Annotated in this window: 20 protein-coding genes; 14 read left to right on the top strand and 6 right to left on the bottom strand. The window is 66.5% G+C overall.

The genetic code is table 11. The features are described 5' to 3' along the window. Positions 1 to 98: 98 nt before the first annotated feature. The gene (locus ABIE08_RS19315; protein ID WP_354553464.1) at positions 99 to 2,537 is read left to right on the top strand and encodes a transketolase-like TK C-terminal-containing protein; all 2,439 of its coding nucleotides are present in this window, start codon (positions 99 to 101) and stop codon (positions 2,535 to 2,537) included. A 355-nt stretch (positions 2,538 to 2,892) separates the two neighbouring features. Here ABIE08_RS19315 and ABIE08_RS19310 read toward each other — a convergent pair whose 3' ends face one another. Genes ABIE08_RS19310 through ABIE08_RS19300 form a run of 3 tightly spaced genes read right to left on the bottom strand, consistent with a single transcriptional unit; the run spans position 2,893 to position 5,815 of the window. Beyond that, entirely contained in the window at positions 2,893 to 3,765 is an 873-nt protein-coding gene (locus tag ABIE08_RS19310; protein WP_436409578.1) for an inositol monophosphatase family protein, read from the bottom strand. A 17-nt stretch (positions 3,766 to 3,782) separates the two neighbouring features. Next, on the bottom strand, positions 3,783 to 5,096 hold the full coding sequence (locus ABIE08_RS19305) for an ATP-binding protein (protein ID WP_354553462.1): 1,314 nt from the start codon (positions 5,094 to 5,096) through the stop codon (positions 3,783 to 3,785). Further along, entirely contained in the window at positions 5,093 to 5,815 is a 723-nt protein-coding gene (locus tag ABIE08_RS19300) for a response regulator (RefSeq protein ID WP_354553461.1), read from the bottom strand. The genes ABIE08_RS19305 and ABIE08_RS19300 overlap by 4 nt, the downstream gene beginning before the upstream one ends. Positions 5,816 to 6,071: 256 nt before the next feature. On the opposite strand from ABIE08_RS19300, the gene ABIE08_RS19295 reads away from it, so the two are divergent. The 8 genes from ABIE08_RS19295 (at position 6,072) to ABIE08_RS19260 (ending at position 14,383) form a co-directional block, all read left to right on the top strand. Beyond that, complete coding sequence (locus ABIE08_RS19295; protein ID WP_354553460.1) at positions 6,072 to 6,854, top strand: hypothetical protein; 783 nt, start codon at positions 6,072 to 6,074, stop codon at positions 6,852 to 6,854. A gap of 267 nt (positions 6,855 to 7,121) precedes the next feature. After that, positions 7,122 to 8,168: a substrate-binding domain-containing protein gene (locus ABIE08_RS19290; RefSeq protein WP_354553459.1), complete on the top strand. Its 1,047-nt coding sequence runs from the start codon at positions 7,122 to 7,124 to the stop codon at positions 8,166 to 8,168. Positions 8,169 to 8,419: 251 nt separating this feature from the next. Beyond that, entirely contained in the window at positions 8,420 to 9,436 is a 1,017-nt protein-coding gene (locus ABIE08_RS19285; RefSeq protein ID WP_354553458.1) for an ABC transporter permease, read from the top strand. After that, on the top strand, positions 9,433 to 10,407 hold the full coding sequence (locus ABIE08_RS19280; protein ID WP_354553457.1) for an ABC transporter permease: 975 nt from the start codon (positions 9,433 to 9,435) through the stop codon (positions 10,405 to 10,407). The genes ABIE08_RS19285 and ABIE08_RS19280 overlap by 4 nt, the downstream gene beginning before the upstream one ends. Before the next feature lie 2 nt (positions 10,408 to 10,409). Continuing rightward, complete coding sequence (locus ABIE08_RS19275; protein WP_354553456.1) at positions 10,410 to 11,963, top strand: sugar ABC transporter ATP-binding protein; 1,554 nt, start codon at positions 10,410 to 10,412, stop codon at positions 11,961 to 11,963. A gap of 83 nt (positions 11,964 to 12,046) precedes the next feature. Further along, positions 12,047 to 13,048, top strand: a complete 1,002-nt coding sequence (locus ABIE08_RS19270) for a GntR family transcriptional regulator (protein ID WP_354553455.1) — start codon at positions 12,047 to 12,049, stop codon at positions 13,046 to 13,048. 77 nt (positions 13,049 to 13,125) lie between these two features. After that, entirely contained in the window at positions 13,126 to 13,314 is a 189-nt protein-coding gene (locus ABIE08_RS19265) for a hypothetical protein (RefSeq protein ID WP_354553454.1), read from the top strand. Between the two features lie 295 nt (positions 13,315 to 13,609). Further along, entirely contained in the window at positions 13,610 to 14,383 is a 774-nt protein-coding gene (locus tag ABIE08_RS19260) for an SDR family NAD(P)-dependent oxidoreductase (protein WP_266334143.1), read from the top strand. On the opposite strand, the gene ABIE08_RS19255 is transcribed toward ABIE08_RS19260, so the two are convergent. From ABIE08_RS19255 to ABIE08_RS19245, 3 genes are all read right to left on the bottom strand, one after another. Beyond that, on the bottom strand, positions 14,384 to 15,832 hold the full coding sequence (locus tag ABIE08_RS19255) for a UdgX family uracil-DNA binding protein (protein WP_354553453.1): 1,449 nt from the start codon (positions 15,830 to 15,832) through the stop codon (positions 14,384 to 14,386). A gap of 237 nt (positions 15,833 to 16,069) precedes the next feature. Continuing rightward, complete coding sequence (locus ABIE08_RS19250) at positions 16,070 to 17,290, bottom strand: putative DNA modification/repair radical SAM protein (protein ID WP_354553452.1); 1,221 nt, start codon at positions 17,288 to 17,290, stop codon at positions 16,070 to 16,072. An 87-nt stretch (positions 17,291 to 17,377) separates the two neighbouring features. Next, positions 17,378 to 18,409 carry a LacI family DNA-binding transcriptional regulator gene (locus tag ABIE08_RS19245; RefSeq protein WP_354553451.1) on the bottom strand — a complete coding sequence of 344 codons (1,032 nt, stop codon included), beginning with the start codon at positions 18,407 to 18,409 and terminating at the stop codon, positions 17,378 to 17,380. A gap of 233 nt (positions 18,410 to 18,642) precedes the next feature. Here ABIE08_RS19245 and ABIE08_RS19240 point away from each other — a divergent pair, with 233 nt between their 5' ends. From ABIE08_RS19240 to ABIE08_RS19220, 5 genes are all read left to right on the top strand, one after another. Beyond that, on the top strand, positions 18,643 to 19,665 hold the full coding sequence (locus tag ABIE08_RS19240; RefSeq protein WP_354553450.1) for a Gfo/Idh/MocA family protein: 1,023 nt from the start codon (positions 18,643 to 18,645) through the stop codon (positions 19,663 to 19,665). A 93-nt stretch (positions 19,666 to 19,758) separates the two neighbouring features. Continuing rightward, positions 19,759 to 20,628, top strand: coding sequence for a sugar phosphate isomerase/epimerase family protein (locus tag ABIE08_RS19235; protein WP_436409584.1), 870 nt, complete (start codon positions 19,759 to 19,761; stop codon positions 20,626 to 20,628). A 110-nt stretch (positions 20,629 to 20,738) separates the two neighbouring features. Then, complete coding sequence (locus ABIE08_RS19230) at positions 20,739 to 21,962, top strand: ABC transporter substrate-binding protein (RefSeq protein WP_354553448.1); 1,224 nt, start codon at positions 20,739 to 20,741, stop codon at positions 21,960 to 21,962. A 166-nt stretch (positions 21,963 to 22,128) separates the two neighbouring features. Continuing rightward, positions 22,129 to 23,031, top strand: coding sequence for a carbohydrate ABC transporter permease (locus tag ABIE08_RS19225; RefSeq protein WP_266334131.1), 903 nt, complete (start codon positions 22,129 to 22,131; stop codon positions 23,029 to 23,031). 12 nt (positions 23,032 to 23,043) lie between these two features. After that, the gene (locus tag ABIE08_RS19220; protein WP_354553447.1) at positions 23,044 to 23,856 is read left to right on the top strand and encodes a carbohydrate ABC transporter permease; all 813 of its coding nucleotides are present in this window, start codon (positions 23,044 to 23,046) and stop codon (positions 23,854 to 23,856) included. Positions 23,857 to 23,986: the final 130 nt, after the last annotated feature.

Below are 23,986 nucleotides of genomic sequence, written 5' to 3'. Positions count from 1 at the left end.
CAGGATGAGGTTCGTGCGGTTTGCAGTAGGCGACACGATGCTGGACCGGGCGTCGCGCCCGGTTCATTCTTGATTGATTGTTCGATGGAGGATCGTCCATGCCGACCGCGCCCGCCCCGTCTTCGCCGTCTCCGGACCGCCTCGCCCTGCTGGCGGAGCTGGAAAAGAAGATCCTCTGGCTGGCGGCGTGGACCATCCACAACGCCAACCACCTGCGCGACAATGCGGAGGGGATCAAGGTGGGCGGCCACCAGGCCTCTTCGGCGTCGCTCGCCACGATCATGACGGCACTTTATCTCGACGTGCTGCGCCCGCAGGACCGCGTCGCGGTCAAGCCGCATGCGAGCCCGATCTTCCACGCCATCCAGTATCTGCTCGGCCGCCAGACGCGCGAAAAGCTGGAGAATTTCCGCGCCTACAAGGGCGCCCAGAGCTACCCGTCCCGCACCAAGGACATTGACGGCGTCGACTTCTCGACCGGCTCGGTCGGCCTCGGCGTGGCGCAGACGCTGTTTTCCTCACTGGTGCAGGATTATGTCCGCGCCAAGGGCTGGAGCGGCGAGCACCCCGAAGGGCGCATGATCGCGCTGGTCGGCGACGCCGAGATGGACGAGGGCAACATCTTCGAGGCGCTGCTCGAAGGCTGGAAGCACGGCCTGCGCAATACCTGGTGGATCGTCGACTACAACCGCCAGAGCCTCGACGCTGTCGTCCGCGAAGGACTCTGGCAGCGTTTCGAAGCGATCTTCCAGAATTTTGGCTGGGACGTCGTTGTGCTGAAATACGGCGTGCTGCTCGAAGCCGCCTTCCAGGAGCCGGGCGGCGAACGCCTGCGCGACTGGATCGACCACTGCCCGAACCAGCTCTATTCCGCCCTCTGCTTCCAGGGCGGCGCGTCCTGGCGCAAGCGCCTTCTCGACGAGATCGGCGACCAGGGACCGGTGACGAAACTGGTCGAATCGCGCTCGGACGAGGAACTCGCCCGGCTGATGACCAACCTCGCCGGCCATGATCTGCCGACGCTGCTCGACGCCTTCGCCAAGGCGGGCACGCATGACCGGCCAACCTGCTTCATCGCCTATACGATCAAGGGTTTCGGCCTGCCGCTCGCCGGTCACAAGGACAATCATGCGGGCCTGATGAACCCGACCCAGATGGACGCCTTCCGCATCGCGATGAACGTCCGCCCGGGGCATGAATGGGAGAATTTCGAGGGCCTTTCCGAAGCGCCGGAAAAGCTTCAGGCTTTCCTCGACGCCGTGCCGTTCAACAAGCGCGAGAAGGCTGCCGTCTCGCCGCATATCGACGTGCCCGCCGTGCTGCCGACCCCCGGCGTCGGCGGCAAGGAGCTCTCGACCCAGGCGGGCTTCGGCCAGATCCTGAACGAAATTTCACGCGACGACAGTGATTTTGCCAACCGCATCGTCACGACCTCGCCTGATGTCACCGTCTCGACCAATCTCGGCCCCTGGGTCAACCGGCGCGGCCTGTTCGCGCTTAAAAGCATGGCCGACACCTTCAAGTCGGAGCGCATTCCCTCGACCTTCAACTGGGAATTCTCGCCCGAAGGCCAGCATCTGGAACTCGGCATCGCCGAGATGAACCTGTTCCTGATGCTCTCGGCGCTGGGGCTCAGCCACTCCATCAATGGCGAACGGCTGCTGCCGATCGGCACGCTCTACGACCCGTTCATCTATCGCGGCGCCGACGCGCTCAACTATGCCTGCTACCAGGACGCCCGCTTCATCCTCGTCGCCACGCCGTCCGGCATCACGCTGGCGCCGGAAGGCGGCGCACACCAGTCGATCGGCACGCCGCTGATCGGCATGGCGCAGGACGGCCTCGCCGCCTTCGAGCCGGCCTTTGTCGACGAACTCGCCACAATCCTCCGCTTCGGCTTCGACTACATCCAGAGGAATGGCGACGGCGACCCGGACGAGCGCACCTGGCTGCGCGACCAGACCGGCGGCTCGATCTATCTGCGCCTGTCGACGCGGCCGCTCGAACAGCCGGTCCGCGCAATAGACGAGGAGCTGTCGCGCGCGATCGTCGACGGCGCCTATTGGCTGCGCAAGCCCGGGCCGAACGCGGAGGTGGTCATCGCCTATACCGGCGCGGTGGCGCCCGAGGCGATCGAGGCAACGGGGCTGCTCGCCGAAGACCGGCGCGACATCGGCCTGCTCGCCATCACCTCGGCCGACCGCCTCAACGCCGGCTGGACGGCGGCCGGCCGCGCCCGCGAGCGCGGCCTCGTCCATGCGCAGTCGCATGTCGAAAGGCTGTTCGCGGACCTGCCGCATCATTGCTCGCTGGTCACGGTCCTGGATGGCCATCCGGCGACCTTGGGCTGGCTCGGCTCGGTCGGCGGCCACCGCACCCGCTCGCTCGGCGTCGAGCACTTCGGCCAGACCGGCACGATCGCCGATCTCTATCGCCACCACGGCATCGACGCCCAGGCGATCGTCCGCGCCGCCCTGGCGCTCGCCCCGGAACGCCCCGTCCGCTACCTGCGCGAGGCGTCGGGGCCTGGGGTTTAGGTCGCCTCACTTTCTCACCTCTCCCGAGGGAGAGGTCGACGGCGTAGCCGGCGGGTGAGAGGTTAGGGACCCATCCGGAGAGGGCGAGGGTTTTGGGCGGAGTCAGCCGATGGCTCTGGCCAAACGCCCAACCTCGCCCGTCATCCCTGCGAAAGCAGGGATCCATGCGGCCGAGGCATCGGGAGGCTTGCGTGCTCAAGGCTCCAGTTGAATGGATCCCTGCTTTCGCAGGGATGACGGCGGAGTGTGTGACTGGCGATCGCCCGGGATGGCGCAGAGTTCTATTCAGGGCGCCAGCCTACCCCCTCTCCCGCGCGCGGGAGAGGGCTGGGGTGAGGGTCTTTCTGAAGCGAGATCAGACGATCGTCTCGGTCGAGGCGCCGACGCGTTCCAGCAGGGCGACAAGGCCGGACTTCATCTGCGGCGCGCCGGCGGCGATGCGGTTGCCTTGCAGCATGCCGTCGCCGGACAGGAAATCATTGTGCCAGCCGCCGGCTTCCTGGATCAGGCAAAGGCCGGCCAGGCAATCCCACGAATTGATGTGCTGCTCGTAATAGCCGACCAGCCGGCCGCAGGCGACATAAGCCAGCATCAGCGCGCCCGAGCCATTGCGGTAGAACATGCCGCCGGCTTCCAGCAGCGCGGTGACGAAGCGGCCGACATCTTCCGGCGGAATGCGGTGGTTGCTGCCGAAGCCGAGCAGGCCGTCCTCGATGGCGCGGGCGGGCGCGACCGCGATCGGCGCGTCGTTCAGGAAAGCCCCGAGGCCCTTGGCGCCGGCGAAGAACTCGTCGCTGACCGGCGCGTAGATGACGCCGATCTCGGCCTCGCCTTCGACCGCCACCGCGATCGACACGCACCAGTGCGACAGGCCGTTCAGGAACGGGCTGGTGCCGTCGATCGGGTCGACCACCCAGAGCACGCCGGACTTGCCCTCGACCAGGCCATCCTCTTCGCCGAGCACGCCATCGTCCGGAAACGCCTCGGCGATGCGGGCGCGGATCAGCACCTCGACCTCGCGATCGGCAATGCTGACGACGTCCTGGCCGCCATGCTTGAATTCGACGGCCAGCGTCGAGAGGCGCTCGAAATAGCCGAGCGCCAGCGCACCGGCCTCGCGCGCGATTTCCTGCGCCAGGGTGAAGCGGGCGGTGCGGTCTTCGATCGAAAGGGTCACGTGATTTTTCCGTTCAGGCGTGGTTTCGCGCGAACGGTAGCACAGCCGCATGAAGGGGTTGCAACAAGCTAGGCAGGCCCGGCTGGTTCGGCCGGGAGTTCGACACGCGGCAGGCTGATTTCCTGCACCAGGCCACCGCCCTCGCCATTACGGATCAGGATGCGCCCGCCCAGGCGTTCGACGATTTCCTTGGCGATCGCAAGGCCGAGGCCGGCGCCGGGCACCGACTGGCGGCGCGCTGGATCGACCCGGAAAAACGGCTCGAAGGCGCGCTCGATCATCTCGGGCGGAATGCCCGGGCCCCGGTCGACGATGCGAATCATCGCGGTCTCGCCCTGGCGCGTGACGCTGATCGTGCCGCCGCCGCCATGGGTCGCGGCATTGATCATCAGATTGCGCAGCGCCCGCGTCAGCGCCAGCGGCGCGGCGGCAACCGCCACGGCGTCGAGCGGGCCGACCTCGATGTCATGGCCCTGCACCGCCAGTTCCGTTGCCAGCCGACGGACGAGTTCGTCGAGCTTGACGGGATCGCGGTCGCCCTCCTCCACCTCCTCGCGCACGAGACGGATGGCGCTGTCGGCAATGCGGTCGAGTTCGTCGAGATCGTTCAGCCAGTTCTGCCGTTCGTCGTCGTCGAGGAATTCGGCGCGGAGCCGCATCCGCGTCATCGGCGTGCGCAGATCATGGCCGGCGGCCGCGACCAGGCGCATCCGGCTCTCCATGGCGCTTTTCAACCGGGCCGAGAGGCGGTTGAGCGCGCCGGCCGTGGCGCGCGTTTCGGCAGAACCGGTTTCCGGCAGCGCCGGCAGCACGCCGTCCGCGCCGACCGAGGCGATCGCCGCCTCGATCATCTGCAGCGGCTTGGTCAGCCGGTTGGCGATCACCAGCGCGATGACGGCCGCGCCCAGGATGATCGCCAGCATCCAGCCGATCAGCACGATCCAGCCGGCGCGCGCCGGCGGCGAATTGGAAAGCGGCACGGCGATATAGCCAAGGTCGCTGATCGGGATCGAGACCAGCGCCGGCGCATGCGGCCGCGGCTGGGTGACGATCACGTCGCGTGGATGGCCGGTATGGTCGAGCACATCGCGCAACGCCCGCGTCAGCTCTTCATGCACCGGCCCCCGCGCCGGTCTCTCGCGGATGCGGATGCCGAGATCGCGACCATGCCCGGTTCCGGGCACGACCTGGCCGTCGCGAAAATCCTCCGGATGGCGCTCGACGAGCTGGGCGATCAGGTCGATCTGGATCGCTGTCGGGCCCAGCATCCGCCCGGGGCCGGGCTCGCCGATGACGCTCACCGCGACCAGCGTGGCCAGCCCTACCACGGCGACGATGGCGCCGATGACGAGCAGGCCGATCTTGAGGCGAAGCGAATTCAAGCCGGCCCCTCCGTCTCGACCTTGACCGCCAGCTGGTAGCCGCCATTGCGCACCGTCTTGAAGATGTTGAACTTGCCGTCATCGCCCAGCTTGCGGCGCAGACGGCTCATCAGCACGTCGATCGAGCGGTCGAGCGGGTCGGCCTCGCGGCCCTGGGTGAGGTCGAGCAGCTGCTCGCGCGACAGCACGCGGCCGGGTCGGTCGAGGAAGACGATCAGCAGGTCGAATTCGGCGCCGGTCAGCGCGATCTCGGCGCCGTCGGGATCCACCACGGTGCGCGTCTCGGGCGCGGCGACGAAACCGGCAAAGCGGTAGCTGGCCGCAAGCGGAGCCGCCTCGACCACCTCGGCCGAGCGGCGCAGCACGGCACGGATGCGCGCCAGCAATTCGCGCGGGTTGAAGGGCTTGCCGAGATAGTCGTCGGCGCCGATCTCCAGCCCGATGATGCGGTCGACATCTTCCTTCAGCGCCGTCAGCAGGATGATCGGGATCGGCGGGCGGCGGTCGCGCAGCTGGCGGCAGATGTCGAGGCCGGATCCGTCCGGCAGCATCACGTCGAGCACGATCAGGTCGATATGCTGCGTGGCGAGCTTGTCCTCCAGCTCGCGCTTGTCGGCCGCCAGCGTCACGCGCAGGCCCTGCCCGTCGAGATAGCGGCCGAGAAGCCGGCGGATTTCGAGGTCGTCATCGACGACGAGGATGTGCGGCGGGTTGGACATTGCGGCGCTGGGCCTCTTGAAACCTGTCTGAAGGAGGCCGGCGGGAGTTGGCGCGGCGCGGAACCAGGCCAAGCTCTACCCGCTCGACGGCGTCGGGGCTCGGCTTTTTCGTAACCGAACGTCTCAAAGCGGCCCCGGGAAACATTTCGCAACGAAATCGTTGATCGCGGACATGCTCCGACACGAAACGACCTACCGGGGAAACAGCCCGCTCCTAGCTTCGGATCGTGCCCAGCGTAAGCCATTGGAGATTTCTATGAAGCGTACTCTCGCAGCCCTCACGATCCTGTCCCTCGCCAGCGTCTCGGCGGTTGCCGTCGCGCCGGCCTTCGCCAAGCCTGACGCCCCCGCCGCGACCGAAAGGGGCGACCGCCCCATGATGCGCGGCATGCATGAAGGCCGTCACGGCGATATGCGTGGCCATGGTCCTCGCGGTCCGCGCGGCGAGCGCATGCAGATGTGGCTCGCCCAGAACCTCAGCACCGTGGAAACCCTGATCGGCATCCGCGCCGACCAGCATGACGCCTGGCGCGACTATACCAACGCGCTGCTCGCCATGTTCCAGCCGCCGGCTCCCCCGGCGCCGCCCGCACCTCCGGCCCCGCCGGCAGCCGGCACCACGGATGCGCAGCCCGCTCCGGCGCCCAAGCCCGCTCCGCAGGCCTTCGCCCGCGAAGAACGCCTGATCCGGAACGTCACCGACCGCGCCGCCAAGGCAGCCGACCTGTCGAAGGCGATCGATGCCCTCAAGGCCAAGCTGACCCCCGAGCAGCTGGACAAGCTGGCCAATGCCGACCTTCGCTTCGGCCCGCCGATGGGCCCGCGCGGTCCCGGCCGCGATCGTGGCCCCGGCCACGGCCCGCATGGCCATGGCCCGCATGACCGTGGCGGCCCGATGGGCGGCGACCACATGCGCGGTCCCGGCGGCCCGATGGGCGACGACGACATGGGCGGCCCCGCGGGCCCGGCCCCGGATGAAGGCGGCCCGGCGGATGGCGGACCGGCCGATGGCGGTCCGGATGCCGGCCCGGCCGATTGATCCGACGCGTGAAAGCTTGACGCAAACGCGGCCGGGGAACCATCCCCGGCCGTCGGAGTTGACAAGACAGACTGACTTCTGACCCCCCAATACGGCCCCGCCCTGAACCCCAGGGGCGGGGCCATTTTTGTTTTTGCCTGATTCGATCGCGCAGGAGAGGCGGGACAGCGGCACCGCATATTGCACGCGATATGCGTTTGTGGTTACATCGCCGTCGCGAACGTGGACTGGTGGAGCAGGCCGCGTCAGTCGCTGAGGGAGGACACCATGAATCTACGCCACCGTGGCGCGCGCTCGCGCGCCCTGCCGATGCTTGCCGCCGCCCTGTTCGGACTTGCCGCAGGCGCCGCCCACGCATCCGACAACAAGATCGCGCTCATTCCGGGCGGGCCTCATCCCTATTTCGCGCCCTGGGAACAGGCCGGCAAGGACGCGGCGAAGGACTTCGGCATCGCCGCCGTCGACTTCAAGGTTCCGGCCGAGTGGAAGCTGAACCTGCAGACCGAGCTGGTCGAAAGCCTGGTCAGCCAGGGCTACACCGCCTTCGGCATCTTCCCGGGCGATGCCGTCGGCATCAACCAGACGGTCGAGGAACTCACCGCCAACAACATTCCGGCCGCGGCGCTCGCCGGCTGCGCGCAGGACCCGACCAAGATGTCGTTCTGCCTCGGCACCGACGTGTTCAACTCGGCCTATCTCGGCACCCAGGCGCTCATCAAGTCGATGAACGGCAAGGGCAAGATCGTGCATCTGGCCGGCCTGCTGGTCGACCCGAACACCAAGCTGCGCATGGACGCGGTCGAGAAGGCCGTGAAGGAAACCAACGGCGCGGTCACCATCGTCCAGCACATCACCGATACCGATGCGCAGGAAGCCGCCGACCAGAAGATCAACGCCCTGCTCGGCGCCCAGAAGGACGAAATCGACGGCCTGATCTCGACCGCCTACATCCCGTCCGTGGTCGCGGCCAAGTCGCTGCGCAATCTCGGCGACAAGCGCATCAAGCTGGTCGGCATCGACGATGACCAGATCGTTCTCGACGGCATCAAGGACGGCTTCGTCGCCGGCACGATGGCGCAGAACCCCTATGGCCAGGGCTATGTCGGCGCCTATGTGCTCGACCTGATCGCCAGCGGCACCTGCACAGTCAAGGCCGATGCGCCGTGGATCAAGACGCCGCAGACCGAGCATTTCATCGACTCGGGCACGCTGCTGATCTCGAACGACAACGCCGCGACCTACAAGGACGATCTGAAGAAGATCACCGCCGAGATCCAGTCCACCTTCAAGGACAAGTATCTGACCTGCAAGTAAGCGGGCCTGATGGCGGCCGGGCGGCGATACGAACCGCCCGGCTTCCAACCCTGACGCCAAAACGCCCCTTCACCTCTCCCTGAGGGAGAGGTCGACGGCGAAGCCGGCGGGTGAGGGTTTAGGAAACCATCCGGTGAGGCCGTAAACCCTCACCCGGAGCTACGCTCCGACCTCTCCCTCAGGGAGAGGTGAAGCAAGATCATCCGCGTAAGGCGCCTCGCCGACCGGATTACCTCTCACATGGCTTCACCATGACCCTTTCCGTCCCATCCGATTCCCGCGCTCGGCCGTCCTTTCTGGCGGAACAGTCGAACCTGATCGGCCTCGCGGCCATCATCCTGCTGTTCTGGGTGCTGTTCACCAGCCTCGCCCCCGGCTTCGTCTCGACCTTCAACCTGTTCGCGCTGTCGCGCTCGCTGGCGGTCGACGTCGTCATCGGCTTCTCGACCATGGTGGTGCTCGCGACCGGCGGCATGAACCTCGCCATCGGCTCGATCGGCGTCTGCGCGGTGATGGCGTCCGGCTATCTGATGCAGACCATCGGCCTGCCGATTCCCGTCGCCATGGCGCTGGCGCTGCTGCTCGGCGCCTTTCTCGGCTGGCTGAACGGCTTCGTCATCGTCCGCTCCGGCGTCAATTCCTTCATCATCACGCTTGCCAGCGCCAGCCTGTTCCTGGGCGGCATGCTGATCCTTTCCAAGGCGCAGACCTTCAACGCGCTGCCGCCGGAAATCGCCGCCTTCGGGCGCATGCGCTGGGGCTTCCTGTCGCCGCTGCTGTTCGTCGCGCTCGGCCTCGGCGCCGCGCTGATCGTGCTGTTCCGCTTCACGGCGCTGGGCCGCGAGATCCTGGCCGCCGGCGCCAATGCCCGCGCCGCCGAGCTTTCCGGCGTACCGGTCGGCCGCGCCATCATCATCGCGCATACGCTGTCCGGCGCGCTCGCCGCCTCGGCCGGCCTGATGCTGGTCTTCCGGCTCGGCGCCGCCATGCCGTCGATCGGGCAGGACTGGCTGCTGCCCTCCTTCCTCGCGCCGGTGCTGGGCGGCACGCTGCTCGCCGGCGGCTATGTCTCCGTCGTCGGCACCATCCTCGGCGCCTTCCTCGTCACCACCATCCGCTCGGGTCTGCTGGTCATGCAGATCGGCAATTTCTGGCTCCAGCTCTTCCTCGGACTGATCCTGCTCGCCGCCGTCATGCTCGACCGCTATCGCAGCGTCTATGCCGAACGCCGTAGTTTGGGCCGCCGCAATTCGGGACGCCGCGCATGAGCACCCTCACCCGCAACATGAGCTTCGGCCAGCGCTTCCTCGCCAATGAATGGTCGGCGCTGGCGGTGGCGATCGTCATCGGCCTGGTGGCGCTCGCCGCCCTGTCGCCGGCCTTCCTGACCGAGTTCAACCTCTATGTGATGCTGCGCTCGTTCTGCGTCGTGCTGATCGTCGCCTTTGCGCAGATGCTGACGCTCGCCGTCGGCCAGATGAACCTTTCGGTCGGCGCGCTGGGCGGGCTCGTCGCCATCGCGGTCGGCGGCATGATGGAGAAATGGGGCTTCCCGGTTCCCGTGGCTGTTCTCTGCGGCCTCGCCATCGGCGCCGCGGGCGGCCTGCTCAACGGCCTGCTGACGGTCCGCACCGGCATCAACGGCTTCATCATCACGCTCGCGACCGCTTCCGCCTTCACCGGCATCAATCTGGGCATCACCGAGTCGATCCCGTTCTACAATCTGCCGGCCGGCTTCGTCGCCTTCGGCACCGGGCGCATCTCGGCCCTGCCCTATCTGCTGCTGCCACCCGTGCTGATCGCCATCGCACTCGCCTTCTTCCTGGCCCGCACCGTGCCGGGCCGGCAATTGCTCGCCGTCGGCGGCAACCCACAGGCGGCCGAGCTTTCCGGCATCCCGCGCGACCGCGTCATCGTCATGGCGCATACGCTGTCCGGCCTGCTCGCCGCCGCCGCCGCCATCCTCGCCGTGGCGCAGCTGGGTTCCGCCCAGCCGACCATCGGCGTCGACTGGCTGCTGATGTCCTTCGCCGCCCCGATCATCGGTGGCGCGGCGCTGACCGGCGGCCATATCTCGGTCGCCGCCACCGCGCTCGCCGTCGTACTGATCGTCATCATCCAGAACGGCATGGTGCTGGCCAAGGTCGACCCCTACTGGGTGCAGTTCCTGCTCGGCGCGCTGATCCTCGCCGCCGTCGGCCTCAACCGGCTGCGCGCCGTCCGCGCGGGAGGCGCCTGACCATGCGTCTCACCATAGAAGGCATCGGCAAGGATTTTCCCGGCGTCACCGCGCTCGACGACGTCTCGTTCGAGATCCTGCCCGGCGAAACCCACGCGCTGATGGGCGAGAACGGCGCCGGCAAGTCGACGCTGATCAAGATCATCACCGGCCTCTACCGGCCGGATCGTGGCCGGCTTCTGGTCGACGGCAAGCCGGTCGACTTCACCTCGCCACGCGATGCCATCGCCGCCGGCATCTCGGCCGTGCACCAGGAGCGCAACCTGATCCCGCGCTTCACGGTCGGCGAGAACATCATGATCGAGCGGCCGCCGACCCGGAACGGCGTCATCGACTTCGACCGCGTGCATGCCGAAGCGCGAAAATTCCTCGACCTGATCGATCCGACGATCGACACCCGCACCGAGGTCCGCCATCTCTCGGTGGCGCAGATGCAGATCGTCGAGATCGCCAAGGCGCTGTCGCTGGAAGCGCAGGTGCTGCTCCTCGACGAGCCGACCGCCTCGATCACCGGTCATGAGGCCGATGCGCTGTTCGCCGTCGTCCGCCGCCTGCGCGACGAAGGCAAGGCGATCGTCTTCGTCAGCCACAAGCTTGAAGAGGTGATGGCGATCTCCGATCGCGTCACCGTGCTGCGCGACGGCAAGATCGCCGCCGCCGGCGAGCCGATTTCGGCGATGAACCGCGGCAAGATCGTCTCGGCCATGATCGGCCGCGAGGAGCGCGTCGCCGAGATGGGGACGCGGAGCGCCGACCGCTCGCAGACCGTGATGGAGGCGACCAACATCGCCACCTCCTTCGGCCACAAGAACGTCAGCTTCCAGCTGCACAAGGGCGAGATCCTCGGCCTTTATGGCCTGGTCGGCGCCGGCCGCACCGAGCTGGCGCGGGCGCTGATCGGCGACGGCAAGGTCGTTTCGGGCGAGCTGCGCCTGCATGGCAAGCCGGTCACGATCCCCGACGTTCCGACCGCCATCCGCCGCCACCGCCTCGGCTACATCTCCGAGGACCGCAAGGCGGAAGGGCTGATCCTCACCCATCCGATCCGCTCGAATGTCGCGATCACCGTCTGGCGGCGCATCGCCTCCAGTCTCGGCCTGATCACCCGCGCGACGGAGCGCAAGCTGGTCCATCCGCTGGTCGACAAGCTCGAGGTGAAGACGCCGTCGATCGAGCAGGCCGTCGGCAAGCTCTCGGGCGGCAACCAGCAGAAGGTGTCGATCGCCAAATGGCTGGCAGCCGGCGTCGAGATCCTGATCATCGACGAGCCGACGGTCGGCATCGACATCAAGACCAAGACCGCGATCCACGAGCTGATTGGCGAGATCACCCGCGAGGGGCTTTCCGTGCTGCTGGTCTCCAGCGACATGCCGGAGATGATCACGCTGGCCGACCGCATTCTGGTGATGCGCGATTTCGCCATTGCCGGCACGATCGAGAATTCGCGCCGCTACGAGCCGATGAGCCGCGAAATCATGGCGCTGATCCACGCCGGCAGCGCCGAGCCAGGCCAAGCGCACCAGACAAGCCCGGCGCCCGAGGCGGCGCGTGTCTGACCGGCGGCACGCTGGCCGCGCCGGACGATCGCCCGTGCCGGCCCACGCCGCCGCGTCGCAGGACGGGCCGGGAGGGCGCGCCAATGTCGGCGATGGCTGAACCGGAAGACATGGAGCTGCCGCTCTACGAGGTGATCTACCGCGTGCTGCGGCGGCACATCGTCGAAGCGCGGCTGCCGCGCGGCCTGGTCATCGGCGAAACGGCGCTGGCGCGGGCCTTCCAGTCGAGCCGCATCCCGGCCGGCGCCGCGCTCCGCCGGCTGGAGGATGAGGGCCTGGTCGTCCGCTTCGGCGGACGCGGGCTGATGATCGGCGAAGACGCCGGCGCGCCGCCGCTGCGCCTCGACCTGATCGAGGCCGGGCTGACCCTGCCCGATGCGCGGATGATCGAGCCGCGCACGCGCAATCGCCGCGCCACCATCTACCCCGAGGTCGAGCACATCGTCGCCTGCTGCCTCCCCTATGGCCGCTTCCATCTGAACGAAAGCCTGCTCGCCGACCATTACGGCGTCAGCCGCACCGTGGCGCATGAGGTGCTGACCGGGCTCGATCGCGCCGGGCTGGTCACGCAGGACAAGAACCAGCGCTGGTATGCCGGGCCGCTGACGCCGGAATTGCTGCACGAGCATTTCGAGGTACGCTGGCTGCTGGAGCCGATCGCGCTGGAGCAGGCTCTGCCGCATCTCGATCCGGCCGAGCTGCGCGCCCGGCACGAGCGGATCCGCCGCGTGCAGGCTGGCAGGCGCACCCCGGCCCGGCTGGAGCGGCTGGAAAACGACCTGCATGTCGAAACCGTTCTGCGCTGCGGCAACAGCCAGCTGCGCGACGCCATTCGTCGCAGCCAGCTGCCGCTGATCGCCATGCACGAGACGTTTCAACGCCATCGCGACACTGACGAGATCGAGGTGATGCTGGGCGAGCATCTGGAGGTGTTCGAGCACCTTCTGGCCGGCCGGACGGCCGAGGCGCAACGGGCGCTGGAGCGGCACCTGCGCCGTTCGGTGATCTCCAATCGCGAGCGGCTGACCCAGCTTGACCGGCAGGGCCGCCGGCACCGCGTGCCGTTCCTGATCGCGGTCAGCTGACGCATTCCCCGCCGCCGTCACGGGAACCGGATCGGCGTTGACGTGTTTTCTTCCTGAGGAAGCGAAGGAGACATTTCATGTCGACGCCGTATGACAAGGACAAGGCCGGAGGCAACAGCAGCTTCGGCAACGAAAATCGTCCTTCGGACATCCAGGGCGACGACCCCGGCAAGCAGGCGGAGCCGCACGATCCGGCCAAGCCCGCGCGTCCCGAAGGCGGCAAGGCCCCGCCGCTCGGCAGCCCTAGCCAGGACCAGGACGGCTAGTCCCTAGACCACCCCATCATTTTCCGGCCGATGCTCCTGCCCGATGCATCGTCCGGGGCGACGGGCCCGAATGCCCCCGATTCCGGCCCGTCGCCAACTTCTTCAGCGCCCAGCCCTACCCGCCATCGCCAGCCCAACCGCCTGCCGTGCGGGTGCGGGCCGTTTGCATTGGCACGGGCGCCACGGGACCGATTTTCTCCGACCGAATTCCCCCAAAACCCATCGCTTCGATCGTGACGCCACCACGATCGTTCAGTAGCTTGATGGCCTACGAGAAATTCTCAGGAGGTAAAGAATGTATCTCGAAAAGCTCCGCCTCGACGGCAAGGTCGCGCTCGTCACCGGCGGCGGCCAGTCGATCGGCCTCGCCACCGTCGAAGCGCTGGCCGAAGCGGGGGCGACCGTCATCATCGCCGATCGCGACGAAGCCGTTGCCAAGGCCGGCCAGGCCAGCCTGAAGGCCAAGGGCTATGACGTGGAGGTCGTGGTGATGGACGTCACCGACTCCGCCCGCGTCAACCAGGTCGCCGACGACGTCGTCGCCAAGCACGGCAAGATCGACATCCTGGTCAATAATGCCGGCATCGCCCGCAGCATGACCCCGGCCGAGACGGTCACCGACGAACACTGGCTGAACGTCATCGACGTCAACCTGAACGGCACCTTCTGGTGCTGCCGCGCCTTCGGCAACTACATGCTCAAGGCGAAGAGCGGCGCGATCGTCAATATCGGCTCGATGTCCGGCTTCATCGTCAACAAGCCGCAGGAGCAGGCCTTCTACAATGCTTCCAAGGCAGGCGTGCACCACCTGACCAAGTCGCTGGCGGCCGAATGGGCCTCGCGCGGCGTCCGCGTCAACGCGGTGGCCCCGACCTATATCAACACGCCGCTGACCGCCTTCGTGAAGGACGATCCTGTGATGAACGAGGCCTGGATCGGCGGCACGCCGATGGGCCGCATGGGCGAGACCGACGAGATCGCCTCGGTCGTGCACTTCCTCGCCAGCGACGCGGCCAGCCTGATGACCGGCTCGATCGTCTCGGCCGATGGCGGCTATACCTGCTGGTAGTCAGGCAGCCCTGGCCATTTCGGCCACGCGCTTGAGATCCTCGAGAAAGCGCGCGTGCTCGCGCGCTTTCATCGCCTCGTCCGGCAGGCGCAGCAGATAGGACGGGTGGATCGTCGCCAGCAGCGCCGTTCCCGCCTCCGTCTGCAGCTTCTGCTCGCGGGCGGACGCCAGCGTCATCGTCTTGCCGGTCAAGCTGCGCACCGCGGTCAGACCGAGCGCCACGACCAGGCGCGGCCGCAGGATCTGGAGTTCCTGCGCCACCCAGACATGGCAGGCGACGATCTCCGAGACATTCGGCTTCTGGTGCAGGCGCCGCTTGCCGCGCGGCACGAATTTGAAGTGCTTCACCGCATTGGTGACATAGACGCGGCCGCGATCGATGCCGACGTCGCGAAGGGCCGCATCGAACACCTGACCCGCCGGACCCACAAAGGGTTTCCCGGCCAGATCCTCTTGGTCGCCCGGCTGCTCGCCGACAAACACGATCTCGGCATCCTCCGGCCCCTCGCCGAACACGGTCTGCGTCGCCGGCGCCCAGAGCGGGCAACGCCGGCAGCCTGCGGCCTCGGCCCGCAATGCCGCGATCGTGCCGGCCATTGCCGGCGCCTCGGTAACCTCCGCGGGCGTTGGCCGGGCGCGCTGCGGCCGGGGATTGGCCGGCGTCGTGGCGGACTGAACCATTTCGGCGCTCCTTCGCTCCGCCTGGTCGATCAGCGGTATAATGAGCGACGCCTCGGGCAGGTTGCGCCAGTATTTCTGCGGCATCTCCGACATCATCGCCTGCACTTTCAGCCGGGCGGGATTGAAGATCGACGCATAATAGCGCCGCCAGAGATCCTCCAGCGCATCCTCGCCCGGTGCGGCCGAGCGGTCGACGCCCTCCGACAGGCGCAGGATCTCGCCGTCCCAATGCACGCTGCGCTCCGGCGTCAGGATCGACCAGCGCATCGAGGCAAAGCGGCGGGCGAAGAACGGCGCCGCCGCCTCGACGATGCGATGCTCCGGCTCGAACCAGGCGATGAAGCACTCGCCCGCCTCCGTTTCGACGGCGCGAAATCGGACGAAGGCGTGCATCTTGTGAATGTCGCGCCGCACCGATTTAGCGAAGCCGTTGAGCCGGACGACCAGCGGATCGACACTATCCTCCAGCGCGTCATGATTCGTCATGAGCCGGCAAAGCATTGTGTAGAGCAAGGCGAAGCGTTCGGGATCGCTGTGCAGGATCGCGGTCTCGGCGAGATCGAGAAAGGCGCGCGGCACGGCAAAGGCCGGCCCTTCCGGCGCAGGCGCCGCCGGCGTTTCCAACCCCGGCGCGGCGAACAGATCGCTGGACTCGCCGACGACGGTCCACACCACGTCGGCGGGTTCGACGCCCTGCCGCGCCAGCCGGCGGGCAGCGTCGCGCCAGCCCTTGAAATCGGTGGGTCCCGCCAGTGCGATCCGGTGCATGCTTCGTCCCCCCCGAAAAAGACTCTGTTGCGTCAGTTGGACCCTCGTCGTCATCCCGGCGAAGGCCGGGATCCAGACACACCGGCATTGGGACCGAAGGCGCGCACGGTTGGCCCCACCGGTGTCTATGGGCCCCGGCCTTCGCCGGGGCGACGAGCCCGTGCCACCGCGTGGCGACCACGATATCCCGCGGCAGCTTAGCTCAACGAGCGAAGCCGCCACCTCCCCAACGAGCTTCTAGAACGGCAGTTGCATCTGCGTCGGCTTGGGGCGCAGCAAGGCCGACAGCCGTTCCGAATCGAGCAGGCTGGAGGGCTTGTGGTCGCCGAGCACGACGAAGGGCATCAGCTTGGCGAGCGGCAGGCGCAACTGCACCAGATCGTCGCTGCGCAGCGTGCGGTGGCGGCGGGCCGAAATCAGCCGCTCGACGGTCTTGGCGCCCAGCCCCGGCACGCGCAACAGCTCTTCGCGCGGGGCGCGGTTGAGGTCGACCGGGAAGCGGTCGCGATTGGCCAGCGCCCAGGCGAGCTTGGGGTCGATGTCGAGGTCGAGCATGCCGCCCTTGCCGCCGATTTCGGAGACCTCGAAACCATAGAAGCGCAGCAGCCAGTCGGCCTGGTAAAGCCGGTGCTCGCGCATCAAGGGCGGCGCCTTGGGCGGCAGCTTCAGGCTCGAATCCGGGATCGGGCTGAAGGCGGAGTAATAGACCCGCTTCAACCGGTACGAGCCATAGAGGTTGGCCGAGAGATCGAGGATCGAGCGGTCGGTCGAATCATCGGCGCCGATGATCATCTGCGTGCTCTGGCCGGCCGGGGCAAAACGCCGGGCGTGCTTCAGGTGCTTCTCCGACTTCGCCTCGTCGAGCTTTAGCCGCAGCCGGCCCATGGTGCGGCGGATCGAGGGGATGCTCTTTTCCGGCGCCAGCGCGCTCAGCGCCTTCTCGGTCGGCAGTTCGACATTGATCGACAGGCGGTCGGCATAGAGCCCCGCCTCGGTGATCAGCGCCTCGCTCGCCTCGGGGATCGTCTTCAGATGGATGTAGCCATGAAAGCCATGATCAAGCCGCAGCGACTTCGCCACCGCCACCACCTGCTCCATGGTGTAATCGGGATTGCGGATGATGCCGGAGGAGAGGAACAGGCCCTCGATATAGTTGCGGCGGTAGAAATCGAGCGTCAGCTTGACGATTTCCGCCACGGTGAAGCGGGCGCGCGGCACGTTGGACGAGGCGCGGTTGACGCAATAGAGGCAATCGAAATTGCAGGCATTGGTCAGCAGCACCTTCAGCAGCGAGATGCAGCGGCCGTCCGGCGCATAGGAATGGCAGATTCCCATGCCCTCGGTGGAGCCCAGGCCCTTGCCGGCCGGGGCGTGCTTCTTGTCGGTGCCGCTCGAAGCGCAGGAAGCGTCATATTTGGCGGCATCCGCCAGGATCCCGAGCTTCTCCAGCATGTCCATCGTGGCCCGTCCTCATCCTGTTCATGATATGTTCTAGGGCGATGACGGACGGGCGGCAAGGGGCGGGAGGTTGCAAAGCGTCGCGGTTCAGCGACGCAGCGGCGGATCGCTCTCGCCCGGCACCAGTTCCATCGGCCAGATCTTCTGCACGGTGCCGAGCGGATAGAGGTCCTTGTAGGCCGGCATGGTGGCGAGCAGCGATTGCGCCAGCTCGACGCCGACATCGTGCAGCGAGAGCCGGTAGCAGGTCAGCGCCGGCGACAGGAAGCGCGCCTGCGGGCTCTGCCGAAAGCCGATGATCGCCATGTCGCGTCCGGGCGTCAGCCCAGCCTCGTGCAGGCGGCGATAGAAGCCGATCGCAAGACTCTCATTGACCAGCACGACGGCGGTCGGCCGGTTGGGCAGCGCCAGCAGCTTCTCGCACAGCTGGTAGCCGCCAAGCTCCGTGATGTCGCCGCGCAGCACGATGTCGGGGTCGTAGGCGATGCCGTGATCGGCCAGGGCCGCCCTGTAGGCATCCTCGAACACATAGCTCAGATTGATGCCGCGCGTGGTGTTGGCGAGCGCGATCCGGGTGTGGCCGCGCGCGACCAGCCGCGCCACGGACTGCGCCGCCACGCCCTCGAAATCCATGTCGATCCAGGAATGCTCGCCGCCGGAAAGGCTGCGGCCTAGCGTCACGAAGGGGATGCCGCGCTCGATCAGATAGTCGATGCGCGGGTCCTGGCGCTGGGTGGCCGAGATGATCAGCCCGTCGGCGAACTGGCGCGAGACGACTCGGCGGACATGGTCGAACGGATCGTCATCGGACGAGCAGAGCAGCACGACGAGATCGAGCTTGTGGCGGGCGAACACCGTCTGCACGCCGTCGAACACGGTCATGAAGAAGGTATCGCCCTGCGACTTGGTCTCGACATTGGTTTCGATGGTGAAGCCGATGACGTTGGTCGCGCCCTGGCGCAGGCTGCGGCCGGACTGGTTGGCGACGTAGCCCATCGCCTTGGCGGCGGCGAGCACGCGCTTGCGCGTATCGGGATTGACGTCGGCGCGCCCGTTCAGCGCCCGCGACACGGTGCCGATCGAGATATTCAGATGCTGCGCCAGATCCTTGATGCTCAAGGGTACGTCTCCTCCCCTTCCGGGCCGTTCCGCGAGGCGATCGCCTTGCGTACATCATTTTCGGTGGATCGTGCACCCGCTCCTTGCGGGGTTACCGCGCGTTGCCTGAACCCTCGCACTTGACAAGCGTACCTCAATTTGGTGTTGTCGTAAACGTTTACGGCCTTATTGCACCGCACCGTAAACGTTTGCGGTGCGATGTTTGAGGAACTGGCCGTGGGAGGAAGTCCGGAATGCAACGTGCCGTTTTGATCGGTTGCGGAGCGATGAGCCGCGCCTGGCTCGCCGCCGCCAAGACCATCCCCGATCTCGAGATCGTGGGGTTGGCCGACATCAACCCCGATGCGGCGCGAGCCCGCGCGGCGGAATTCGAGCTGGGCGACATCGTCATCGCCACCAGCATCGAGGAACTGATCGCCGAGGCGAAGCCCGATGTCGTCTTCGACGTCGTCATCCCCGCCGCCCGCCATCACATCGTCTCGACGGCGCTGGCCGCCGGCTGCCACGTCCTCTCCGAAAAGCCGATGGCCGAGACCCTCGACCAGGCGCGCGACCTGATCGCCCGCGCCAAAGAGGCCGGCAAGCTGCATGTCGTCGTGCAGAACCGCCGCTATCTCGAAGGCGTGCGCCGCATCCGCCGCGCCATCGACCAGGGCGCGATCGGCGACGTCACCTCGATCCATTGCGATTTCTTCCTCGCGCCGCATTTCGGCGGCTTCCGCGAGCAGATGGACCATGTCCTGCTGCTCGACATGGCGATCCACACCTTCGACGCCGCCCGCTTCATGTCGGGCAACGTGCCGGAAGCCGTCTATTGCCGCGAATGGAACCCCAGCAACTCCTGGTACCGCCAAGGTTCCTCCGCCGCCGCGATCTTCGAGTTCGGCGAGGGCGTGATCTTCAATTATCGCGGCAGCTGGTGCGCCGACGGGCTGATGACGAGCTGGGAATCCGCCTGGCGCATCGTCGGCACCAAGGGGACGCTCGTCTGGGACGGGCACCAGGACATTCGCGCCGAGATCGCAGGAAAAGCGATCGACGGTCTCTTCTCCGAGGTGGTTGCCAGCGAGATCCCTCCACTCGCCGAATCCGACCGGACCGGCGGCCACCTCGGGGTCCTGCAGGATTTCATCGCCGCCACGCGCGGCGGGCCGGAGCCGGAAACGGTCGGCCACCAGAACATCAACAGCCTCGCCATGGTCTTCGGCGCGATCGAAAGCGCCGAGACCGGACGCCGCGTCGAAATCACGATCTGAACCTTTGCTGGCCGCGTCCCCGCGACGTCGGCCGAAACGCTCCAGGGAATTGATGCCTTGACCAATCCGCTTCTCGACATCCGCATCGGCACGATGATCAAGGGGAACCTCCCCGACCCGGCCGCCTACGTCCGGCAGATCCTGCCGCTCGGCTTTGAATCGATCGAGCCGTTCTTCTGGCAGACCATTGGCGGCAAGGACATCCCGAAGCTCGCCGCCGAGCTCAAGGAAGCGATCGGCGACGCCGACGTGAAGATCGACACGCTCGGCATGTTCGGCAATCCGCTCGAGACCACCGAGATCGACCAGCAGACGCTGGAAGGCTGGAAGACGCTGATCGACAACGCGCATCTGTTCGGCGCCAAGACGATCGCCGGCTTCACCGGCCGTATCCGCGGCAAGTCGATCGAGGAAAGCCTGCCGCGCTACAAGCAGGTCTGGAGCGAGCTGGCCAAGCGCGCCGCCGACAAGGGCGTGCGTCTCGCCTTCGAGAATTGCGCGATGGACGGCAACTGGGCGAGCGGCGACTGGAACATCGCCCACAATCCGGACGCCTGGGAGCTGATCTTCAACGAGACGCCGGACGACAATATCGGCCTCGAATGGGAGCCGTGCCATCAGATGGTCTATCTGATCGACCCGATCCCGCAGATCCGCAAATGGGCGCCGAAGATTTTCCACGTCCATGGCAAGGACGCGACGATCCGTTGGGACGTCATCCGCGAAAACGGCATCTTCGGAAAGTATCCCTTCGTGCAGATGCGCTCGCCGGGCTTCGGCGACAGCGACTGGACCCGCGTCATCAGCGAGCTGCGCCTCGCGGGCTACAAGGGCTGCATCGATATCGAAGGCTGGCATGACCCGGTCTATCGCAACGAGCTCGAGATCACCGGACAGGTCAAGTCCCTGAATTACCTGAAGGAAGCCCGTGGCGGGATGTCCTTCATCGCCAACCCGGCCTGATCGCCGGCGCCGACGACCAACCCGCCGGCTTGCCGGCGGGGACTGCCGGGGCCGTGCCCCGCCACGCGGAGGAGCGTGGGTTTGATTGCTCGCCACCAAGGAGGAAACCGATGGCGAATTTCACCAAGACCCTGTTGCTGGGCGCCACTGGCGTTCTGGCCATGACCGCCGCCGCAACGGCGGAGCCCGTCGAACTGAACGTCTGGACGATCGATCGCCAGGCGGATCCGGGCTATAATTACGTCATGGCGGATGAGTTCATGAAGCTCCATCCGGACATCAAGATCAACATCAAGCGCGTCGAGTTCGCCGACTGGGCGAATGACGTCATGCGCGCGGTCGCGACCGGCACGACCCCGGACGTCGCCTATGTCGACAATCCCAACACGCCGTTCCTGTCGGCCAAGGGCGCGCTGCTCGACCTGACCCCCTACATTGCCGACTCGAAGATCGTCGACACCTCGAAGATCTTCCCGGGCCCGCTCTCTTCCGTCACCTGGGACGGTAAGATCTACGGCCTGCCGCGCGGCTCCAACACGATCGCGCTCTACTACAATGCCGACATGTTCAAGGCCGCCGGCCTCGATCCGGACAAGCCGCCGCAGACCTGGGAAGAGCTGTACGAGACGGCCAAGAAGCTGACCGACCCGGCCAAGAACGTCTACGGTCTCGCCTTCTCGGCCAATTCGAACGAGGAAGGCACCTTCCAGTTCCTGCCCTGGGCGCAGTCGACCGGCGCCGATTTCGATCACATCGCCGATGACGGCGCCGTCCGCGCGCTGGAGATGTGGCAGAAGATCATCGACGAGAAGCTGGCCTCGCCCGATACGCTGATCCGCGGCCAGTACGACTCGATGGCTTCGTTCAACGCGCAGAACGCCGCCATGGGCATTTCCGGCCCGTGGGAGCTGCCGCGCATGGCGAAGGACGTCAAGTTCGACGTTCGCGTCGCGCTGCTGCCGACCGAGAAGGTTGGCGACACCCGCGCCTCGGCGCTGGGCGAAGGCAACAATGTGATCTTCGCCAAGTCGAAGCATCCCAAGGAAGCCTTCCTCTATCTCGAATACATGTATTCGCAGATGCCGCGCGTCTGGAACGAGTTCGGCTTCATTCCGTCCTACCCGGTCGAGGCCAAGGACCCGAAGTGGGCACCCCAGTACAAGGTGTTCGAGGAATCGATGAAGTATGCCCGCGTCCGCGGCCCGTCGCCGGATTGGGCGAAGATCTCCAAGGCGATCTCGACCGCGATCCAGCAGGCGCTGACGCACCAGGCTGACGCCAAGACCGCGCTGACCACGGCGCAGGCGACGATCGACGGCATCGTCAAGAAGTAAGCGCCCTCCCAAGCGCACTGCCGGCACGCTGCCTTCCCTCGGGCGGCGTGCAGGCCCCCTTTCCGCTGTGTCCGGCCGCGCCTGCGCCGCCGGACGAGCGGCACCCCATCATCGGCAGTTTTGCGAACGCGCGCCCCCGGCCCGTTCCGGATCCTGGAGATAGCCAATGTCGGCGCTTCTGCGCAGCCTACGCGATGGACGCGGTTTCGACGTGGCGCTGGCCGCCCTGGCGCTCGCCTACCTGCTCGTCTTCTCGGCCTTCCCGCTCGTCTACAACGTCGCCATGTCCTTCCAGGAAGTGGACATGTTCTCGCTCGGCGACCTGATCCGGCCCTTCGTGGGCCTCGCCAATTACCGGGCGCTATTCGCGGCGCCGGAATTCTGGTCGATCATGGGCAATACGGCGCTGTTCGTCAGCCTGAGCATCGTGTTCCAGCTCGCCATCGGCTTTGGCCTGGCGCTGTTCTTCCAGCAGGATTTCATCGGCGCCACCTATCTGCGCGGCCTGTTCCTGGCAGCCTGGATCATCCCGGCGCTGGTTGCCGGCGCGATCTGGAAATGGATCTTCGCCGGCGATTTCGGCGTGCTCAACTACATGCTGATGTCGACCGGCATCGTGAACGACAAGATCTTCTGGCTGTCGACGCCAGCGATCTCGCTCTATTCCGTCATCATCGCCAATATCTGGCTCGGCATCCCGTTCAACATGATCCTGCTCTCGGTCGGCCTTGCCGGCATTCCGAAGGACATGTACGAGGCCGCCGCCCTCGACGGCGCCGGGCCCTGGGGCCGGTTCTGGCACATGACGCTGCCGATGATGCGCTCGACGATCGGCGCGGTGACCTGTCTCGGCATCATCTTCACGCTGCAGCAGTTCGACCTGTTCGCCTCGCTGACCCAGGGCGGCCCGGCCAACTCCTCCAACGTCGCGCAATACTGGTCCTGGCAGCTCTCGTTCCAGAACTACGACATCGCCACCGGCAGCGCCGTCTCGGTGCTGATGCTCGGCTTCGTCATCGTCGTCGCGCTGCTGTACGTGCGCTCGACGCGCCAAGAACACCGGGCCTGAGGAGCGCGACCCATGAAACGCTATGTCCTGCTGGTCGTCGCCATCGGCTTCCTCGCGATCTACCTCTTCCCGCTCTACTGGATGTATCTGACGGCCTTCAAGCCGTCGTCGGAGACCTTCACCTATCCGCCGAGCTTCTGGCCCGCGGACCCGCAGTTCAACTTCGTGCGGGTGTTCATCGACAAGAAGATGGACGTCTATCTGTGGAACTCGCTGGTGGTCGCCATCGGCACCACGGTGATCGCGGCCCTGATCGGCACGGGCTGCGCCTATGCGCTGGCCCGCGTCCGCAGCGTCTGGATGGACCTCGTCCTGTTCCTGATCCTGATGATGCAGGTGCTGCCGCCCTCGCTGATGGCAACGCCGATCTTCGTGCTGTTCAACCAGATCGGCCTGATCGCCACGCCGCGCTTCGCCGTGGTGCTGGCGCAGACCGCCAAGGTGCTGCCGCTCTACATCGTCCTCTGCCGCACCTCGTTCATGCAGATCCCTAAGGAGTTGGAGGAAGCGGCCCGCGTCGACGGCGCCTCGCGCATCGTTGCCTTCTTCCGCATCATCGTGCCGCTGGCGCGCAACGGCATCCTCGTCACCTCGGTACTGATCTTCCTGCAGTCCTTCGGCGAATATGTCTATTCGCGCACGCTGATCTCGCAGGAGGACCTGCAGACGGCGACGGTGGGGCTGATGAACTTCATGGGCCCGAACACCACCGACTGGAACGGCATCATGACCTATGCGGTGATCTATGTGACGCCGATCGTCATCGTGTTCATGCTGCTGCAGCGCAAGATCGTCAGCGGGTTGACCGCCGGCGCGCTGAAATAGAGGCGAAAACGAAAGGGGCCCGCTTCGGCGGGGCCTTTTTTGTTTGGTCTGCATACACGGCCCGCTGCGTGCCCCCGACCATCATCCTGAGGTGCCCGGCGAAGCCGGGCCTCGAAGGAGGGTCCAGGGA

The sequence above is a fragment of the Kaistia defluvii genome, from assembly GCF_040548815.1.
In the GTDB taxonomy this organism is placed as follows: domain Bacteria; phylum Pseudomonadota; class Alphaproteobacteria; order Rhizobiales; family Kaistiaceae; genus Kaistia; species Kaistia defluvii_A.
The sequence above is the reverse complement of the archived record's forward strand: the minus strand, read 5'-3'. Positions and strand labels throughout refer to the sequence as shown.

Bases quoted from the DNA above. Each gene is read 5' to 3' on its own strand.
- ABIE08_RS19315 (WP_354553464.1), top strand. From the start codon at position 99: ATGCCGACCGCGCCCGCCCCGTCTTCGCCGTCTCCGGACCGCCTCGCC.
- ABIE08_RS19310 (WP_436409578.1), bottom strand. From the start codon at position 3,765: ATGCGGCTGTGCTACCGTTCGCGCGAAACCACGCCTGAACGGAAAAAT.
- ABIE08_RS19300 (WP_354553461.1), bottom strand. From the start codon at position 5,815: ATGTCCAACCCGCCGCACATCCTCGTCGTCGATGACGACCTCGAAATC.
- ABIE08_RS19295 (WP_354553460.1), top strand. From the start codon at position 6,072: ATGAAGCGTACTCTCGCAGCCCTCACGATCCTGTCCCTCGCCAGCGTC.
- ABIE08_RS19290 (WP_354553459.1), top strand. From the start codon at position 7,122: ATGAATCTACGCCACCGTGGCGCGCGCTCGCGCGCCCTGCCGATGCTT.
- ABIE08_RS19285 (WP_354553458.1), top strand. From the start codon at position 8,420: ATGACCCTTTCCGTCCCATCCGATTCCCGCGCTCGGCCGTCCTTTCTG.
- ABIE08_RS19280 (WP_354553457.1), top strand. From the start codon at position 9,433: ATGAGCACCCTCACCCGCAACATGAGCTTCGGCCAGCGCTTCCTCGCC.
- ABIE08_RS19275 (WP_354553456.1), top strand. From the start codon at position 10,410: ATGCGTCTCACCATAGAAGGCATCGGCAAGGATTTTCCCGGCGTCACC.
- ABIE08_RS19270 (WP_354553455.1), top strand. From the start codon at position 12,047: ATGTCGGCGATGGCTGAACCGGAAGACATGGAGCTGCCGCTCTACGAG.
- ABIE08_RS19265 (WP_354553454.1), top strand. From the start codon at position 13,126: ATGTCGACGCCGTATGACAAGGACAAGGCCGGAGGCAACAGCAGCTTC.
- ABIE08_RS19260 (WP_266334143.1), top strand. From the start codon at position 13,610: ATGTATCTCGAAAAGCTCCGCCTCGACGGCAAGGTCGCGCTCGTCACC.
- ABIE08_RS19255 (WP_354553453.1), bottom strand. From the start codon at position 15,832: ATGCACCGGATCGCACTGGCGGGACCCACCGATTTCAAGGGCTGGCGC.
- ABIE08_RS19250 (WP_354553452.1), bottom strand. From the start codon at position 17,290: ATGGACATGCTGGAGAAGCTCGGGATCCTGGCGGATGCCGCCAAATAT.
- ABIE08_RS19240 (WP_354553450.1), top strand. From the start codon at position 18,643: ATGCAACGTGCCGTTTTGATCGGTTGCGGAGCGATGAGCCGCGCCTGG.
- ABIE08_RS19235 (WP_436409584.1), top strand. From the start codon at position 19,759: ATGATCAAGGGGAACCTCCCCGACCCGGCCGCCTACGTCCGGCAGATC.
- ABIE08_RS19230 (WP_354553448.1), top strand. From the start codon at position 20,739: ATGGCGAATTTCACCAAGACCCTGTTGCTGGGCGCCACTGGCGTTCTG.
- ABIE08_RS19225 (WP_266334131.1), top strand. From the start codon at position 22,129: ATGTCGGCGCTTCTGCGCAGCCTACGCGATGGACGCGGTTTCGACGTG.
- ABIE08_RS19220 (WP_354553447.1), top strand. From the start codon at position 23,044: ATGAAACGCTATGTCCTGCTGGTCGTCGCCATCGGCTTCCTCGCGATC.